We start from the raw sequence: 15,167 nt of genomic DNA on the forward strand, positions 1-15,167 counted from the left end.
TCGGTGCGCCGCCCGCGCTCCCGTCACCAGCTCCTGGAGGGGACTTCCGATGGCCCACTTAGACAGGCGGACGCTGCTGGCCGCCCCGCTCGCCCTGGCGGCCGGCTCGCGGCTTGTTCCCGCACCGGCCGCCGCCACGTCCTGGCCGAGTGCGTCAGAGCCCGACAGGGGAACGACGTACATGGTCTGGAAGGGCGTGGACGGCGATGAGGCCATCTGGTGGAACCATCTGGACGGTGCGGGGCCCGGCTGGACCTGGCCGCAGAAGACCGGCGCCATCACCTCCGCCGGTACGGCACTGAGCCTCCCCTTCCGGGCACAGACGATAATGCTCGAGCGGGGGTACGGCGACGATCAGCAGATCTGGTTCCACGCTTTCGACGGCTCGACTTTCGGTGAGCGGCAGGCGGTGCCCGGCGCCTTCACGAGCGTCGGCCCGGCGGCCACCGTCTGGGGGGACCATACGTGGTTGGCCTGGAAGGGGGTCGCCGGTGATGACCGGATCTGGTGGATCTCACGCGACTGGCCGTCCGGGAACTGGACCGGAACACAGGTCGTGCCCAACGCCTTTACCAGCTTCGGCCCTGCGCTGGCGGTCCGGGCACCCGGCTCGCTCCAGGACTGGGGCGAGGTCAACATGGTCTGGAAGCACAACACCAGCCAGCAGATCTACTGGATGACCTTCGACCACCGGGACCGCAAGAGCTGGAACGCGCCGACGCCGTTATCGGGTGCCTTCACCGACGCCGGGGTCGCGCTGGCCGCTCCGTCCATCGGCGGCCTGGTCATGGCCTGGAGGAACCCCTCCGACGGGCAGATCTACTGGAGCCGCATGCTCTACCCGGCGCGCTGGTCGGCCCCGCAAGGCGTGCCCGGCGCCTACACCAGCGTCGGTCCCACGCTGACCGTGCGCGGCCCCCACGTCTACATGGCCTGGAAGGGAGTCCCCGGAGACCAGCGGATCTGGTGGAACCGGTGCGACAACTCCAGTACCTGGACGTCCCCTGACTTCGTGCCCGGCGCGAACACCAGCTTCCGCCCGGCGCTGACGTCCTTCGGCTACTAGCTGAACTAACCTTCCGGGTAGAAGAGGAACAGCGTGCAACCCGTCGTGGTCTGCGGGACGTGCGAGGAGCCTGCGGGGGCGTGGATGAAGGATCCGGCCTGGTAGTCCCGGTCTCCGTCGTTGAAGATGCCAGAGATCACGAAGACCTCCTCGGGACCCGGTTCGTGGACGTCCACTCCCTGCCAGCATGTGTTCGCGTCCATCTCCAGCACATGTGCCTTCGCGCCATTGTCCCCGTTCCACAGTGGGCGCGCACGAATGCCTGGGAAGAGTTCGTGAACCGGGGCGTCCTGGACGGCGGACCACACATAGGCAGGCGTGTTCTGTTCAGTCGTCATGGGGCCAGCCTGGCGGCCGACCGTGGCCCCCGCCGAGTGTCAGAAAAGACATCATGCGGTACTTTCCTGCCATGCATCGCGTCGTGGCCCTCGTCCGCCCGCCTCAGTCGACCTTCGAACTCGGCTGCGCAGCTCAGGAGTTCGGGATCGAACGGCCAGGACTTCCGACGCGGTACGCCTTCGGCGTGTGCACGGAGCGCCCTGGCCCGGTCGCGACGCTCGCCGGGTACGACATGCTCGTGACTGACGGGCTGGACGCTCTGGCCCGGGCCGACACCGTGATCATCCCGGGCTGGCTGCCCACGAAGGAGCCGCCCTCTCCCGCCGTCGTCCGCGCGCTGCGCAGCGCCCACTCCCGCGGAGCGCGGGTCGTCAGCATCTGCTCCGGCGCCTTCGCGCTGGCGCACGCCGGCCTGCTGGACGGACGGCGGGCGACCACTCACTGGGCACTGGCGGACGAGTTCGCCGCGCGCTTCCCGGCTATCCGGATCGACCCGGATGTGCTGTACGTGGACCATGGTGACGTAGCCACCAGCGCCGGCGCCGGGGCCGGAATCGACCTGTGCATGCACCTGATCCGCAACGACCAGGGCGCCCGGTACGCCGCGCATGTCGCACGGACCATGGTCATGCCGCCCCACCGCGAGGGCGGGCAGTTGCAGTACTCGGCGCCGCCACATCCCGCACAGATCGACGACACGCTCGCGCCGCTGCTGGAATGGATCACCGGGCGACTCAGCGAACCCGTGACCATCGAACGCCTGGCCGCGCACGCGGGCATCTCAACTCGTACCCTCACCCGGCGCTTCTCCGATCAGCTCGGCACCAGCCCCGGGCAGTGGCTGCTCGCCCAGCGGATCGCCGCGGCCCGGGATCTGCTGGAGTCCTCCGACCTCTCTTTGGACACCGTCGCCCGCCGCGTCGGTCTTTCCTCGGCCACCAATCTCCGCAGGCGCTTCCTCAACAGTCTGGGCACAACCCCCGGCGCCTACCGCCGGGCGTTCCGAGCCACACCACGATGACGATCCGCCGGTTCACCGACGCGAGTCCCCACTCCCGGGCAGCTGTGCGGCCCCGGGTCTACGTCGGTTTTCGAGGGGCGCTCTTGCCTCGCGTGCAGCAATGCAACAAGGCGGAGACAGGCGCCTCAGCAGTCACCTCCGCCTCTCCTCTTGGACACAACATGTAGTTGGTCATGTGCATTGAGTAGCTGTCGGTTGCTGGAGAGACTCCTGTCATCCGACCTGAAACCAGAGGAGTCATCTGTCATGCGCTACTCCCCCCGACTCATCCGTTCCTGCGGCGCTCTGGCCGCGGCAGCCACGGCGGTCACGGGCCTGATGCTGGGTCCCGCCGCAACCGCCGACACCCCCGACGGACAGAACACCGCCACCGCGGCCGCCGCAGGCAGCCTGCACGCCTGGCGGGGCCAGCCGAGCGGGCCCCCCGACCAGGTCTTCGAGGGCTTCGAGTGCCAGAACACCGACTACCGGTTCAGCTCATGGCAGGTCGCCAGCGAAGGGGCCCCCGAACTGTGGATGGCCTTTGAAGACCCCAACTGCGAAAGCCCCAGCGGGTTCATCAACCCCAACGGCGAGCCGGAGACCCGTAACGGCGTCGGCTCCGTCCAGCGGTGGCGCTGACCCCTCCCCCGCGTGACCGTGCCCCGGTGACCTGCTCCGCGCAGGACGCCGGGGCCTCGGCGCATCTGGCACCGACCACCTGAGGGGTCCAAGGATCTTCCGTCGCACCGATGAGTTCGAGGCTTCGGCAGGGTCGGTACTGGTGAACGTGCCGCGCGATTGCGAGAAGGGGGACCTGCTGTGCCGAAATATGTGACTATCGGGTACGGAGACCAGGAGGGCTACGACCGTACTAGCCCATCTGTCCGTGACCAGGCGCACGCGCACGACGCTCGCTTGCAGGAAGCCGGAACTGTCATGGGCATCGCCGGTTCGCCCGCACAGGTGCGTAACCACGATGGTGCCGGTGTGACCGTGCGGGAGGGCTCCTTCATGTCCTCCGCTCTCCCGGTGGCCGGGTTCGCGATCATCGAGGCCGCGAGCATGGACGAGGCCGTCCAACTGGTGTCGAAGACCCCATGCGCGGTCGCGCACGGTGTGGTCGAGGTGTGGCCGTTGCAGGAGACTCCTTAGATTGCACGTGCCTACCGGGCCGGCGGTCGGTCATCGTCCCGGGAAAGGCGCTTCGCCGTACCCCGTTCGTTGAGAAGGGCACGGGCGGCCTGGGCCTGCCTGGTCGTCGGCAGATATCCGTCAAGGAGGTGAGGGAGTGAGAGCCGCCGCCCCCGCACCTCGCGCGACGAGATTCCTGATGGCCTGCGCACCACGGACACATTGACCCTCAAGGCGTGCTCGTTGCCCGGTGGGACGCCCGGCCGGTCGGTCTCCACGGCGACGAATCGAAATCCGTTGGCCAGGTCGCAGGCCGTGCAGCCGGCCGGGCCCCGGCTCAACCTGTCGCCGCACTCGGCGCAGGTAAGCCGGTCGTAGGCGGCGTCCACCACCCGCCACGGGTGTCTGTCGGGCTCGTCGATCACCATCTCGGCGACGGCGTGCTCGTCCGAGGCCGTCAATGTGCCGAACTCCTGCGTGACGAACCCCCGCCATCCGGATTCGACGATCTCATCGACGATCCCGGCGCATCGCTCGCAGTCGGGCGCTCCGGCGGGTTCCCAATGGTGACATCTGCCGCACCGCCGCATCCTCGAACGATACTCGACCCCCGACCAGCGTTACCGCGGACGCCCGGCTCCAGCGCCCGATTCACCGATCGTGCGGTGTAGGCGTGCGCGGCGACGTACCGGTTGGCCGCCTCTGCCTCCGCCTCCGCCACGATCGCGCGCGGCTCGCCGGGGGTGTCTTAACAGGTCGCCCTGCCGATACTCCCCCGACTCCACGTCGAGCAGCCGAACGTCGAGCAACACCAGGCCGGCCACCATGCGGTCACCGTGCAGACGATCACGATCATCGCGAAAGGGCGTCAGAGATGGTGGCGGAGGACGAGGTCGGCGGGGAAGGGGTCCAGGTAGGTCTGCTGGGTGAGGTAGGCGAGGTCCTCGCCTTCGGCGTGATGGTGCAGCAGGGCGACGGGGACGCTCAGCGGCGCCTCGCCCTGCCGGTAGGACTCGATGGCGGCCACGATGTCATGCCGCCGCGCCTCGTTGAGGTGCTCGCTCAGCGGGCCGAAGACGTGCAGCAGCGCGTTGGCGTGGCGGCCCCGGCCGGGACGGACGGCCATGGCCTCGGCGAAGGCGCGACGGTAGTCGGCTTCCAGGCCGTCGCGGTCGCGGGTGCCCGCCTGCGCGACGATCCGCCCCATCTCCCGGTACGCGGACGGTGTGTGCGCGAGAAGCTGGAGCTTGTGGCGGCTGTGGAAGGCGACGAGGTCGCGGGGCCGCCAGTCGCCGGCGAACAGCTCGCGGAGGCGGGCGTGGGCGAAGACGCGCTCGACGAAGTGCTCGCGCAGGACGGGGTCGCGCAGCCGCCCGTCCTCCTCGGCCGGAAGGTGCGGGAGCGCGCCGGTGACCAGGGCGGCGAACACGCCCCGGCCGCGGCGGTCCACCGGCTGCCCGTCGGTGCGTTCGCCGGGCCGTCCGGACGCGTAGCGCGGCAGGTTCAGCAGCCCGCAGCTCGGTGAACGCGACTTGAACACATACCCGTCGACGTCGGCGATGGCGACGACGCGGTCGTCCGCCAGGGTGGTCATCGCGCGGGTGTGGTCGGCGCCGCCGTCCTTGGTGACGATGTGCTGGTCGGTGAGCAGCCGCAGGGTGGGGCGCGGGGCGCCGAGGCCGATCTCCATCTCCGGGCAGATGGGCACCCAGTCGACGTGGTGCGCGAGCGGACCGGTGAGGAAACGGTCGCGGCTGTGGCCGCCGTTGTAGCGGACGGGCGCGCCGAGCAGGCAGCTGGACACCGCGAGCCGGGGGCGTGGATGGGCCCCGGGCGCGGGTCCGGGCGGCGGCAGGGGCGGGGTCACAGCAGCTCCTTCATGCGGCGCATCCCGCGGGCGGTACGCGCCTTGACGGTGCCGAGCGGGACGGCCAGCCGGTCGGCGATCTCGCGCTGGGTCAGCTGCCCGAAGTGCGCGAGCACGATCGCCTGCCGCTGCGGGACGGGCAGCACCGCCAGCGCGTTGCGGACGTCGTGCGCGACGTCCAGGGCGGGCGCCGCGTCGGGCACGGCGGCGGCGTCCTCCAGCGGCACCGCGCGCCGGTGGTGGCGCGCCTCGGCGCGCAGCTGGTCGATGGCGCGTTTGCGGACGATGGCGATCACCCACGGTTCCAGGTCGCGGGTGGGATCGAAGCGGCGCCGCGACCGCCACACCTCCAGGAAGACGAGCTGGACGACGTCGTCCACGGCGTGCCCGGGTACCAGCCGTGCCGCGTGGTGGCGGACGAGGGGCGCGAGCGTCCGGTAGCACTCGGCCAGCGCCGTCTCGTCGCCGTGGGCAAGCCGCTGTCCCAGGCTCGTGTGCGGGGTCATATGCACCGTCGTCTCCAGAAAAAGTGATTCAAAACTTGTTCATAGTCAAAACGGTGGGCATGCGCAACCAGCACAGCGCAAAGGAAGAGGAAAGCCGGTACGACGACCAGGAGCGATCAGGCGAGCGGCGGCGTCGACGTCAGTTCGGCGACGGCCTCGGGTAGCGTCCCGATCAGGACGACGGAGCCCGGCAGGCGGTCGCGCGCCCAGCCGGGCCCGCCGACCACCAGGCGATACGGGGGACGCGACGGCGGCAGCCCGTCCAGCCAGCCGGGCTCACCAGTCTCGGCGGTCTGCGACCAGACGAAGACGGCGTTCGGGCCGGCCCTCCGGATCGCGGCGGCCAGCGCACGGGGCGGCACACGCGCGCCCAGGATCCGCGCCGTGGCACCGGCCTCGGCAAGGGCCGCGGCCAGCGCGTACACCGGCAGGCAGTGCTGTTCCTCCGGCGCGCACGCCAGCAGCACGGGACGGACGTTCAGCGACCGCGCCGGCGCGGTCACCTCCGCCAGGCAACCGAGGAGGACCGTGGACAGCAGATGCTCGACCTCCACGCACTCCCCGGTCGCCATGTACTTGCGCCCGACCCCCGTCAGGACGGGAACGATCAGCCCGTCCCAGGTCGCCACGACCCCGTCCCGGCGCAGCGCGTCCCGGACGGTCTCGACCATCGCGGGCTGGTCCAGCGCCATCGCCGCCCGGGCCAGGCCCCGCACCGCGGCGCCCGTCCCGTCCGGCGTGGCGGAGGTTCCGGCCAGGGGGACGCGACGGCCGCCCGCGCCGTGCGCGCGGGGCGCGGGCTCGCCCGGCGGCTCGTCCAGCGCGACCCGGGCGGCCTCACCCGGCGGGGCACCGGCGAGGATCTGCCGCTGCATGGTCGCCAGCCGTGCCAGGTCGGCGGGGGTGTAGCGCCGGTGGCCGCCCGGGCTGCGCCCGCTGGGGCCGATCCCGTACCGGCGGTCCCAGGTGCGCAGGGTCGAGGCGGCCACGCCGAGGCGCTGCGCCACCGCGCCCACACCCAGCCCGGCCTCTCGGCCCGCCGACCCGTCCATGCGCTCGACTCCCCGCGTTGTCCCGGATCGCAAAGCGTACGATCTACCAGGTCTTCGCCAGAACCCCGCGCACCGGTTTCATCACGGGCCTACCGGGGAGCCGACCTCCGCCGCGCGGGCCGGCGGTCGGATCCGGGTGAGCGCGAGCCTCCGGACGCGCTCGCCTCGGTGATGTGCAGGCGGGTGTGCAGGCCGGTGATGTGCAGGACGCGCATCACCTGCGGCTGCGGATGGTGCAGGCGGAGCTGGTGGCCGCGCTCGCTCATCAGCTGGTGGGCCCACACCAGGACGGACAGGCCGCTGGAGTCGGCGAAGCCGAGCCCCGACATCTCCAGCAGCAACCGGTGCGGGTTGTGCGCGTTGACCGCCATCCGGATGTGATGGCGCAGCTCGTCCGCGGTCGCCACGTCCAGCTCGCCGCTCAGGCGGAGCTCCGTCGTGGTCCCGTCGTGATGGACGTCGACGGCCAGCAGGAGAACGCTGCCGGTGTAGGCGTCGGTGCCCGCCGCGGGCGGGGTCAGCGCCGGCGAGGGCACCGGCGGCACGTCGGGGGGTGCGTAGGGTTGGGTCGAGGTGTTGTCGGGCAAGGTCACAGAGCCTCCAGGGCTACGCGAGATCTCCGGGACCGGGCGGGGTCAGGGGCCGGGCCAAGACGAAACAAGCGAACGTGGTCCAATCGGATCGGACGCGCGTCGGATAAGTGGATGAGGTCGGATCAGCGGACGTCGGACGGTTGCGGAACCTAGGAAACGCCCTTTTCGAGGATCTCGGCGGCCAGGTCGGCGACGCGGCGCCGGCTGTCCCGCGCCTGCCGGCGCAACCGGTTGAAGGCCGAGACGGCGTCCACCTTGTGGGTGGCCATCAGGTAGCCGATGGCCCGCTCGATGATCACCCGGTAGTCCAGCGCGTACTGCAACTGGGCGGCGGTGACGCTGTGCTCCTGCGACGACAGCGCGGCGGACATCAGCTCCCCGATCAGGCCCGCGTAGGCGCGCAATGCCGAGATGTCTGAGTCGTCCCATCCGTACGGCTGGGACCGGTAGACGTTCAGGGTCCCGACCGGACTGCCTCCCAGCAGTATCGGCACCCCGGCCACCGCCCGCACGCGCTCGTCCAGCACCTCGACGAGTTGCGGCCAGCGGGCGTCGGACCGCACGTCCTTCGTGGACACCGGGTGGCCGACGACATAGGTGTCGTAGCACGGGCCCTGTTCGGCGTCGATCTGCGCCTGTTCCAGGGTCCGTCCGACCTCGTCCGAGGCGGCCACGTAGAGGAGTTGCTCCTCCTCGTCGATGAGCATGATGCCGGCGCCGTCGTAGCCGAACAGCTCGTCCACCGAGCTGACCACACGCTGGAGCGCGCGCACCACATCCGTCTCGTGCGGCGTCTTACGCAGATGCTCAAGGCTGAATTGCAGGGCTTCGGTGTCGATGTGCATCATGATCTACGTCCTCGGATGGCGGAACAGCGGTCGATGGGTCCGGGCGGGCACTACGGCCATCCGTGGTCGTCCGACGCGGTGTGCGCGGCGAGACGGACCAGCAGTTCGGCGGCCGTTTCGGCCAGGTGCTCACCGACCGTGATCTGGTTCCGCGTCCAGGTGCACGGTGCGCACCGGTAGAAGTTCAACGCCCCGATGACACCGCCGTCGAGGTGCACGGGCACCGACAGCACGGCCCGAACCGGTGCCGCCCGGCGCGCCAGCCGCGCGTATCCGGCCCCGCTCTCGCGGCCCAGATCCTCCACCGCGACGGGGTGATCGGCAGCCACGGACTCGTGGGCGGGCCCGAGCTGCTCGGCCTGCTGGGCGTACTCCAATTCGAGCCCTTCCGCCGTGGATCCCCCCACGGCGCGCAACCCGCTCGCGTCGGCGGCGAGCATCAGGGCCACACCATCGGTCCGAGAGATGACCGCCATCGAGCGCAACGCACATGCCAACTGTCCCGCGGCCAAGGACCACTGATCGATGAACGTTTCCCGACCGCGGCCGGACGCAGATCCAGGCTGTGGCCACGGACGGTGGTCGGTATGATCGCTGATGTCACGGTCGTTCGCCATGATTGTCCCTTCGGGCAGCCTAAAAGCACTGATCCGCGGACACAGGGCGGAACTTCACCTCCACCTTACCCGGCAGGCGCTCGCCCACACCACCACGCCCGCGTCGCCTGCGACCTGCGCTCGGAGCGGCGCCCGCGGGCCTCCTGTCGGGCGGTGGTTCATGACGCGTTGGTAGACTCCGCGATGCGGATGGTTCACTCGGTGACGAGTGTCGTAAGAGGGAACCCGGTGCGAATCCGGGACTGCCCCGCAGCGGTGAGCGGGAACGACCGCCGTCATCATGCACTGGGATCTTCGATCCTGGGAAGCGACGGCCAGTAGGACGCTTCTTCACGGAAGCGGTGCCCGCGAGTCCGAAGACCTGCCTCCGCCCGCGCGCCGTCCGGCGTGCGGTGGTCGGTGGCCTCGCGGGAGGGTCACGGCAGGCACGCCTGACCGTGCCGCGCCGTCCCCCACGCGTGTCCGCCTTGTGGCTCAGCGAGGGAAGCCGCCATGAACTCCACTGTCCTGGGATATCCGCGCATCGGTGCGCACCGCGAACTGAAGACCGCCACCGAGGACTACTGGGCCGGACGCATCGACGCCGCCGCGCTGGACGAGGCGGGGGCCGAGCTACGCCGTCAGGTCTGGACCCAGCTGCGCGACGCGGGGCTGGACGCGATCCCGTCGAACACGTTCTCCTTCTACGACCAGGTGCTCGACACCAGCGTCCTCGTCGACGCCGTCCCGGACCGGTACCGGCATCTGACCGGGCTCGACCGGTACTTCGCGATGGCGCGCGGGGTCCAGGACGTCCCGCCGCTGGAGATGACCAAGTGGTTCGACACCAACTACCACTACATCGTCCCCGAACTGGAGCCGGACACCCGGTTCCGGCTGGCCGGCGGGTCGGCGTCCAAGCCCCTGGCCGAGTACGGAGAGGCCAGGTCGCTGGGCGTCGAGACGCGTCCGGTCCTGGTCGGGCCGCTGACCTACCTGCTGCTGGCCAAGCCCGCACCGGGTGCGCCGGCCGGGTTCCGGCCGCTGGACCTGCTGGACGACCTGGTCGAGGTGTACGCCGAGCTGCTGGAGCGGCTCTCCGGCGCCGGCGCCGCCTGGGTGCAGCTGGACGAGCCCGCGCTCGTGGCCGACCGGACCGATGAGGAGATCGCCGCGCTCGCCCGCGCCTACGGGCGGCTCGGCGGGCTGTCGTCGCGTCCGCGCCTGCTGGTCTCGACCTACTTCGCGACGATCGGCGTGGACGCGCTGCGGGTGCTGGCCGACCGGGTCGAGGCCGTCGGCCTGGACTTCGTCGCCGGGTCCGGCAACCTGGAGGCCCTCGCGTCGGTCGGCGGGCTGCCGCGCAAGACCGTCGTGGCGGGCGTCGTCGACGGCCGCAACGTCTGGCGCACCGACACGCGCAGGGCCCGCGCCACCTGCGCCACCCTGCTCGGGCTGGCCGACCAGGTGGTGGTGAGCACGTCGTGCTCGCTGCTGCACGTCCCGATCGACCTGGACGCCGAGACGTCGCTGGACCCGTCGGTGCGCGGGCGGCTCGCCTTCGCCCGGCAGAAGGTCGCCGAGGTCGTCGCGCTCGGCAGGGCACTGCGCGAGGACGGTCCGGCGCCGGCGGAGGCTCCCGCCCCGGCACCGGCGGTCGACCATGACGTCCGGGCCCGCCTGGACGCCCTTCGCGGCGTGCGCCGGGGCGACCGCGCGGGCCGGTTCGCCGCGCAGCGCGCCGCGCTCGGCCTGCCCGACCTGCCGACGACGACGATCGGCTCGTTCCCGCAGACCCCGGGGATCCGCCGTGCCCGCGCCGACGGGCGGGCCGGACGGATCTCCGCCGACGCCTACGTCCAGGCCATGAAGGAGGAGATCGCGCGGGTCATCGAGCTCCAGGAGGACATCGGGCTGGACGTGCTCGTGCACGGCGAGCCGGAGCGCAACGACATGGTCCAGTACTTCGCCGAGCAGCTCGACGGGTACGCCGCCACGGAGCACGGCTGGGTGCAGTCCTATGGGTCGCGTTACGTGCGGCCGCCGATCCTGCACGGCGACATCGCGCGGCCGCGTCCGATGACGGTGGAGTGGGCGACCTACGCGCAGTCGCTGACGAGCAAGCCCGTGAAGGGGATGCTGACCGGCCCCGTCACGATGCTGGCCTGGTCGTTCGTCCGGGACGACCAGCCGCTCGCCGACACCGCGCGGCAGGTGGCGCTGGCCCTGCGGGACGAGATCGGCGACCTGGAGGCGGCCGGGGTGCGCGTCATCCAGGTGGACGAGCCGGCGCTGCGCGAGTCACTGCCGCTGCGCGAGGCCGACCGCGCCGCCTACCTGGACTGGGCCGTGGAGGCGTTCCGGCTGGCCACCTCGGGCGTCGCGGACGCCACGCAGATCCACACCCACATGTGCTACTCGGAGTTCGGCGAGATCATCGGCGCGATCGGTGCCCTGGACGCCGACGTCACCAGCGTCGAGGCCGCCCGCTCGCGCATGGAACTGGTCGCCGACCTGCGCGCCGCCGGGTACGACAACGGCATCGGGCCGGGCGTCTACGACATCCACTCGCCCCGCGTCCCGTCCGCCGAGGAGATGGAGGACAACCTCCGGCGCGCGCTCCAGGCCGTCGAGCCCGCCCGGCTGTGGGTCAATCCCGACTGCGGCCTGAAGACCCGCGCCTACCCCGAGACCGAGGCGTCCCTGCGCAACCTGGTCACGGCGGCGCACCGCGTCCGGCAGGACCGCACCGGCTGAGCCGAGGTTCGATCGACGGCCTTCCTCGCCGGACGGGGAAGGCCGTCCGCTCACCTGGCGGGTCCGGTCGCGCCCGTCAGGTTTGGAGGTGCGGGTAGGTGGAGGAGCGCTGCTGGAAGGCGAGGACGGCGGGATTCTTGATGACACCGTCGCGGATCTCCACAGCCCGCTGGACGGTCTTGTCGGCTTCCCAGCCTATGGGGCCGGCGAGAACCGTGCGCAGGTGCGGCAGCAGGGCCTCGCTGATCTCCCAGGTCGCGGAGTCCCAGAGATAGGACGGGCTGTGATCGACGCCGTAGTTGCGGACGGTGCCGACGGTGAACATCGGGTCGGTGAACGGTGTCGGACGCGACCACTCGAACCCCATGCCCGCGTCACAGGACACGTCGATGGCGAGCGTGCCCGGCCTGAAGAGCGGCAGGTCTCCGAGGGTCGCGAAGATGAGCGGCGCGCCGGTGTCCTGAAGGACGCAGTTGACGATGATGTCGTGCCGCGCGAGGAAGGCGGCGGTCGGCATCGGGCCGTCCTCGGTGAGCACCTGGGTGAGGGTCGGGTCGTCCGGACGGCGATCGAAATGGACGATCCGGGCCGAGTGGATCGGTGAGCCCACCGCGCTGACACCCCGCTGCGTCAGGATGTGGACGTCGTGGACACCGAGCGCGTTCAGCGCCGTGACCGCGCCCCGGGCGGTCGCGCCGAAGCTGATGACGGCCGCGCTCCGCCGTCGTCCGTAGGCGCCGGTGACGCCGGAGAGGGCGAGGGCGTGCATCACCGAGCAGTAGCCGGCGAGTTCGTTGTTCTTGTGGAACACATGCAGGCCGAACCCGCCGGCGGCGGTCCAGTGGTTCATCGCCTCGAACGCGATGAGCGTCAGCCGTGCGTCGACCGCGAGCTGGGTGATCTCCGGGTCCTGGACGCAGTGGGGCCAGCCCCACAGGATCTGGCCGCGGCGCATCCTCTTGAGGTCATCGGGCCGCGGTTTGAGCAGCAGGAGGACATCGCAGCGGTCGATGAGCTCCTCACGGGTGAGCAGCCCGCCGACATGCGGCGCCAGTTTCTCGTCCGGGACACCGAAACCCTCGCCGTACCCGCGTTCGAGGAACACGCGCGAGCGGAGGGCGGGGTCTATCCGCTCGATGTGCAGCGGGTGGATCGGCTGCCTGCGCTCGTTCTCCTTACCCGATCGAGCGGTCACTCCGAGCGTCAGGACCATGAAACTCCGTTCGTTGCCAGGGCAGGGTCGAGTCCGTCAAACGGAACGCGGGCGGGTCAGCGGTACCGCCACAGCCCCTGGGAACGGGTCCGTCCGCGAAGCCGGCCCGGCCCGAAGACCAGGACGAGCAGGATCGCTCCGGCGGCCAGCGCGGCCAGCGCCATGACCACCGCGATCAGCGGCGAGGCCGTCGTCCAGAAGACCGTGAAGACGATGAGCGCCACCCCGGTGATCGCCAGGGGGCCGGCGAGTCCCATCCGGGACGCGCGGATAGTGCGGTCGGTACCGGTTCGGCGTGCGCGGTTCGGGAGCGGCATGGCATCCCCCTTCGGGGGCGAGCCGGTGTGGCGAGTCAACCGCGTGTGGGAGGTCGTCATAGCCGGATACCCGCAGTCTACGCGGACGATCGCCGACCTGCGGGCGCCCGCGTCCGCGCCGGCCCGCCCGTGAGCGCCGGGACGCGAGCGGTTCACAAATGACGCCGGGCGTATTCGGAGTCTACCTGGCGACCCGCGAATTATTCCCAGAAATTGATTATCGAATTTTCACGATACCGAACATTTATGGGGTATATTAAAAAGTATCCGACGAATGACGTAATGTGATCTCGCGCCAGTGGCGGCGAGTCAGCTGACGGCATCGGACGCCGGCACCCCGGCGATAATCCGGCCCGCCGTGTCGGTCGGACACCGATCGGAAGGCGATGGCCATGTGGAGCACCACCGAGCGCCGCACCACGATCAGCTTGTCGGCCCCCTCGTCCCCACGGCTACGCTTCGGGCCCGCATCCGCCGGCTCGGCGCGGACGCTGCTGGACGGCGCCTGGTGGCCCCGCAGTACCGATCCGGTGGCGGAACTGCCGGGGCTGATCCTGGCCGTGCAAGAGCACGGTCACGGTGATGCCCGCCGTCCCGTCACCCATGTGATGTTGCGGGTCGGCGACTGGGACAGCCATCCCCGCCGGCTGCGCGTCGACGGCCCGGACAACACCCAGGTGGTTCGGCTGAGCTGGTTCGACACCCTTCCCGTGGGGCTCCTCACGGCGATCTGCGCAGGCGGCCGGCGCATCGATCTGCTCACGGTCCCCGCCGCCACGCCTCACGAGAGGGCCCAGGCGGTCATGGAACTGGCCGCCCGCACCGACGGATTCCTCCACAGCCCCGACCTGCCGGCCCTGCTCGCCACGCCGCCCGGTCGAGCGAACCGGTCCGGCATGCAGGCCGCCTCAGAGAACGCCTGGGAATCTGAGGGTGGGCGATTGCGGGAGAACCGCCCGGCATAGTGATCCAGCCTCCGCCAGGCCCGGTCCGCGTCTCGGCCGGTGCGTCCGCCCTCTGCGATCGGAGATCGCCGTGACCATCACTCCCTCTTCCGCCCCCGCGGAAGTGACCATGCCTCCCCGTCCGCGTCCCGGCCACACCATCGTCGCCTTGCACGGCGCCCTGAACGCGGCGGCCGCGCCGGCGCTGCGCGAGCATCTGATCGGCGCGCTACGTCACAGCGGTCGGCTGCTGATAGTCGACCTGGGCGAGGTGCCCTCCTGCGACCTGGCGGGGCTGGCCGTACTGGTCGGCACCCAGAAGCGTGCCGCCGGGCTCGGCATCACGGTCCGCCTGGCCTCCCCCGGACCGCAGGTCGTCAAGCTGCTCCGCGTCAGCGGGCTGGACCGGACCCTCGCCGTCCATCCGGCCGTGCTTGTCCCGGATGGACTCGCCGCGTAACCGCCACCGCCGTCTCAGAGCGATTCACTGATCCAACGCCACACGCCGTCCTCGTGGCGTGCGTGGACGAGCCGCGCACCACTGGAGTCCGCGAGCTCGACGACCGCCCGGATCAGCTGTCGGTGGAAGTCGGCGGGCGGGCGGCCACCGGCCGACGAGCCTTCCAGAAGGCTGACGCTGACCCTCGCGTCATCGCGGAGTTGTGCCGTCAGCCGGCCTGTCTCGTCCAAACGGAGCATCACGATCGCATCGGCGCGCACCATGTCGCCACCGTCAGCGGCCGAGATCCACACCTGGGACGCCGTTCCGCTCATGAGCCTCATCTCCCTGGAACGGCAGGGCACTTGCCGTATCACTTTCAACATAGGCGACCTGACCGCACGCCCACCCCCTACCCGGCGACGACATCGGCGCGGAGGGAGAAGACCTCTCCCGCGCGCAAGACCCCGTGCCGGACGGGCTTCGAGCAGGCCGA

General features: G+C 70.8%; 18 protein-coding genes and 1 riboswitch. Of the genes, 7 read left to right on the forward strand and 11 right to left on the reverse strand.

Features of this window, described 5'->3' with window-relative positions:
• Positions 1 to 49 precede the first annotated feature (49 nt).
• On the forward strand, positions 50 to 1,066 hold the full coding sequence (locus tag AMA02S_RS18805; RefSeq protein WP_157430688.1) for a hypothetical protein: 1,017 nt from the start codon (positions 50 to 52) through the stop codon (positions 1,064 to 1,066).
• A 5-nt stretch (positions 1,067 to 1,071) separates the two neighbouring features.
• On the opposite strand, the gene AMA02S_RS18810 is transcribed toward AMA02S_RS18805, so the two are convergent.
• Positions 1,072 to 1,404, reverse strand: coding sequence for a cupin domain-containing protein (locus AMA02S_RS18810; protein ID WP_067460201.1), 333 nt, complete (start codon positions 1,402 to 1,404; stop codon positions 1,072 to 1,074).
• Between the two features lie 71 nt (positions 1,405 to 1,475).
• On the opposite strand from AMA02S_RS18810, the gene AMA02S_RS18815 reads away from it, so the two are divergent.
• The 3 genes from AMA02S_RS18815 to AMA02S_RS18825 all read left to right on the forward strand — a co-directional run bounded on the left by AMA02S_RS18815 (position 1,476) and on the right by AMA02S_RS18825 (position 3,560).
• Positions 1,476 to 2,426 carry a helix-turn-helix domain-containing protein gene (locus AMA02S_RS18815; protein ID WP_067460204.1) on the forward strand — a complete coding sequence of 317 codons (951 nt, stop codon included), beginning with the start codon at positions 1,476 to 1,478 and terminating at the stop codon, positions 2,424 to 2,426.
• A 246-nt stretch (positions 2,427 to 2,672) separates the two neighbouring features.
• Entirely contained in the window at positions 2,673 to 3,047 is a 375-nt protein-coding gene (locus tag AMA02S_RS18820; protein WP_067460207.1) for a hypothetical protein, read from the forward strand.
• A gap of 192 nt (positions 3,048 to 3,239) precedes the next feature.
• A complete protein-coding gene (locus tag AMA02S_RS18825; protein ID WP_245667666.1) occupies positions 3,240 to 3,560 on the forward strand; it encodes a YciI family protein in 321 nt (106 codons plus the stop codon).
• An 11-nt stretch (positions 3,561 to 3,571) separates the two neighbouring features.
• Here the strand turns inward: AMA02S_RS18825 and AMA02S_RS18830 are convergent, their stop codons facing one another.
• From AMA02S_RS18830 to AMA02S_RS18860, 7 genes are all read right to left on the reverse strand, one after another.
• Positions 3,572 to 4,129, reverse strand: coding sequence for a hypothetical protein (locus tag AMA02S_RS18830; RefSeq protein ID WP_218005025.1), 558 nt, complete (start codon positions 4,127 to 4,129; stop codon positions 3,572 to 3,574).
• A gap of 278 nt (positions 4,130 to 4,407) precedes the next feature.
• Complete coding sequence (locus AMA02S_RS18835) at positions 4,408 to 5,406, reverse strand: YbgA family protein (RefSeq protein ID WP_245667637.1); 999 nt, start codon at positions 5,404 to 5,406, stop codon at positions 4,408 to 4,410.
• Positions 5,403 to 5,912 (reverse strand): RNA polymerase sigma factor, encoded by a 510-nt coding sequence (locus AMA02S_RS18840; RefSeq protein ID WP_067460212.1) that lies wholly within the window; start codon positions 5,910 to 5,912, stop codon positions 5,403 to 5,405. The genes AMA02S_RS18835 and AMA02S_RS18840 overlap by 4 nt, the downstream gene beginning before the upstream one ends.
• 116 nt (positions 5,913 to 6,028) lie before the next feature.
• Positions 6,029 to 6,964, reverse strand: coding sequence for a MerR family transcriptional regulator (locus AMA02S_RS18845; RefSeq protein ID WP_067460215.1), 936 nt, complete (start codon positions 6,962 to 6,964; stop codon positions 6,029 to 6,031).
• An 89-nt stretch (positions 6,965 to 7,053) separates the two neighbouring features.
• Positions 7,054 to 7,557, reverse strand: a complete 504-nt coding sequence (locus AMA02S_RS18850; protein ID WP_169806850.1) for an STAS domain-containing protein — start codon at positions 7,555 to 7,557, stop codon at positions 7,054 to 7,056.
• Positions 7,558 to 7,706: 149 nt separating this feature from the next.
• Positions 7,707 to 8,405 carry a GAF and ANTAR domain-containing protein gene (locus tag AMA02S_RS18855; protein ID WP_084265303.1) on the reverse strand — a complete coding sequence of 233 codons (699 nt, stop codon included), beginning with the start codon at positions 8,403 to 8,405 and terminating at the stop codon, positions 7,707 to 7,709.
• A 50-nt stretch (positions 8,406 to 8,455) separates the two neighbouring features.
• Positions 8,456 to 8,881, reverse strand: coding sequence for a GAF domain-containing protein (locus tag AMA02S_RS18860; protein ID WP_067460218.1), 426 nt, complete (start codon positions 8,879 to 8,881; stop codon positions 8,456 to 8,458).
• A gap of 312 nt (positions 8,882 to 9,193) precedes the next feature.
• Positions 9,194 to 9,405, forward strand: a riboswitch (cobalamin riboswitch).
• A gap of 109 nt (positions 9,406 to 9,514) precedes the next feature.
• Here AMA02S_RS18860 and metE point away from each other — a divergent pair.
• Positions 9,515 to 11,758, forward strand: coding sequence for a 5-methyltetrahydropteroyltriglutamate--homocysteine S-methyltransferase (gene metE / locus AMA02S_RS18865; protein ID WP_067460221.1), 2,244 nt, complete (start codon positions 9,515 to 9,517; stop codon positions 11,756 to 11,758).
• Between the two features lie 76 nt (positions 11,759 to 11,834).
• Here the strand turns inward: metE and AMA02S_RS18870 are convergent, their stop codons facing one another.
• Both AMA02S_RS18870 and AMA02S_RS18875 read right to left on the reverse strand, forming a co-directional pair.
• Positions 11,835 to 12,971: a N(5)-(carboxyethyl)ornithine synthase gene (locus AMA02S_RS18870; RefSeq protein ID WP_067460225.1), complete on the reverse strand. Its 1,137-nt coding sequence runs from the start codon at positions 12,969 to 12,971 to the stop codon at positions 11,835 to 11,837.
• Positions 12,972 to 13,027: 56 nt separating this feature from the next.
• Positions 13,028 to 13,288: a hypothetical protein gene (locus AMA02S_RS18875; RefSeq protein ID WP_067460228.1), complete on the reverse strand. Its 261-nt coding sequence runs from the start codon at positions 13,286 to 13,288 to the stop codon at positions 13,028 to 13,030.
• Between the two features lie 392 nt (positions 13,289 to 13,680).
• Here AMA02S_RS18875 and AMA02S_RS18880 point away from each other — a divergent pair, with 392 nt between their 5' ends.
• Together AMA02S_RS18880 and AMA02S_RS18885 are read left to right on the forward strand one after the other, a co-directional pair.
• On the forward strand, positions 13,681 to 14,253 hold the full coding sequence (locus tag AMA02S_RS18880) for a DUF5994 family protein (protein ID WP_157430689.1): 573 nt from the start codon (positions 13,681 to 13,683) through the stop codon (positions 14,251 to 14,253).
• A gap of 109 nt (positions 14,254 to 14,362) precedes the next feature.
• On the forward strand, positions 14,363 to 14,692 hold the full coding sequence (locus AMA02S_RS18885) for an STAS domain-containing protein (protein WP_084265305.1): 330 nt from the start codon (positions 14,363 to 14,365) through the stop codon (positions 14,690 to 14,692).
• A 14-nt stretch (positions 14,693 to 14,706) separates the two neighbouring features.
• Here the strand turns inward: AMA02S_RS18885 and AMA02S_RS18890 are convergent, their stop codons facing one another.
• Positions 14,707 to 15,006 (reverse strand): hypothetical protein, encoded by a 300-nt coding sequence (locus AMA02S_RS18890; RefSeq protein WP_067460234.1) that lies wholly within the window; start codon positions 15,004 to 15,006, stop codon positions 14,707 to 14,709.
• Between the last annotated feature and the right edge of the window lie 161 nt (positions 15,007 to 15,167).

It is taken from the genome of Actinomadura macra NBRC 14102 (genome assembly GCF_001552215.1).
Classification (GTDB): domain Bacteria; phylum Actinomycetota; class Actinomycetes; order Streptosporangiales; family Streptosporangiaceae; genus Spirillospora; species Spirillospora macra.

Excerpts from the sequence above, each read along its gene's own strand:
- AMA02S_RS18855 (WP_084265303.1), bottom strand. The coding sequence starts at position 8,405 with ATGATGCACATCGACACCGAAGCCCTGCAATTCAGCCTTGAGCATCTG.
- AMA02S_RS18890 (WP_067460234.1), bottom strand. The coding sequence starts at position 15,006 with ATGAGCGGAACGGCGTCCCAGGTGTGGATCTCGGCCGCTGACGGTGGC.
- AMA02S_RS18880 (WP_157430689.1), top strand. The coding sequence starts at position 13,681 with ATGTGGAGCACCACCGAGCGCCGCACCACGATCAGCTTGTCGGCCCCC.
- AMA02S_RS18875 (WP_067460228.1), bottom strand. The coding sequence starts at position 13,288 with ATGCCGCTCCCGAACCGCGCACGCCGAACCGGTACCGACCGCACTATC.
- AMA02S_RS18830 (WP_218005025.1), bottom strand. The coding sequence starts at position 4,129 with ATGCGGCGGTGCGGCAGATGTCACCATTGGGAACCCGCCGGAGCGCCC.
- AMA02S_RS18870 (WP_067460225.1), bottom strand. The coding sequence starts at position 12,971 with ATGGTCCTGACGCTCGGAGTGACCGCTCGATCGGGTAAGGAGAACGAG.
- AMA02S_RS18815 (WP_067460204.1), top strand. The coding sequence starts at position 1,476 with ATGCATCGCGTCGTGGCCCTCGTCCGCCCGCCTCAGTCGACCTTCGAA.
- metE (WP_067460221.1), top strand. The coding sequence starts at position 9,515 with ATGAACTCCACTGTCCTGGGATATCCGCGCATCGGTGCGCACCGCGAA.
- AMA02S_RS18840 (WP_067460212.1), bottom strand. The coding sequence starts at position 5,912 with ATGACCCCGCACACGAGCCTGGGACAGCGGCTTGCCCACGGCGACGAG.
- AMA02S_RS18805 (WP_157430688.1), top strand. The coding sequence starts at position 50 with ATGGCCCACTTAGACAGGCGGACGCTGCTGGCCGCCCCGCTCGCCCTG.
- AMA02S_RS18885 (WP_084265305.1), top strand. The coding sequence starts at position 14,363 with ATGCCTCCCCGTCCGCGTCCCGGCCACACCATCGTCGCCTTGCACGGC.
- AMA02S_RS18845 (WP_067460215.1), bottom strand. The coding sequence starts at position 6,964 with ATGGACGGGTCGGCGGGCCGAGAGGCCGGGCTGGGTGTGGGCGCGGTG.
- AMA02S_RS18860 (WP_067460218.1), bottom strand. The coding sequence starts at position 8,881 with ATGGCGGTCATCTCTCGGACCGATGGTGTGGCCCTGATGCTCGCCGCC.
- AMA02S_RS18810 (WP_067460201.1), bottom strand. The coding sequence starts at position 1,404 with ATGACGACTGAACAGAACACGCCTGCCTATGTGTGGTCCGCCGTCCAG.
- AMA02S_RS18820 (WP_067460207.1), top strand. The coding sequence starts at position 2,673 with ATGCGCTACTCCCCCCGACTCATCCGTTCCTGCGGCGCTCTGGCCGCG.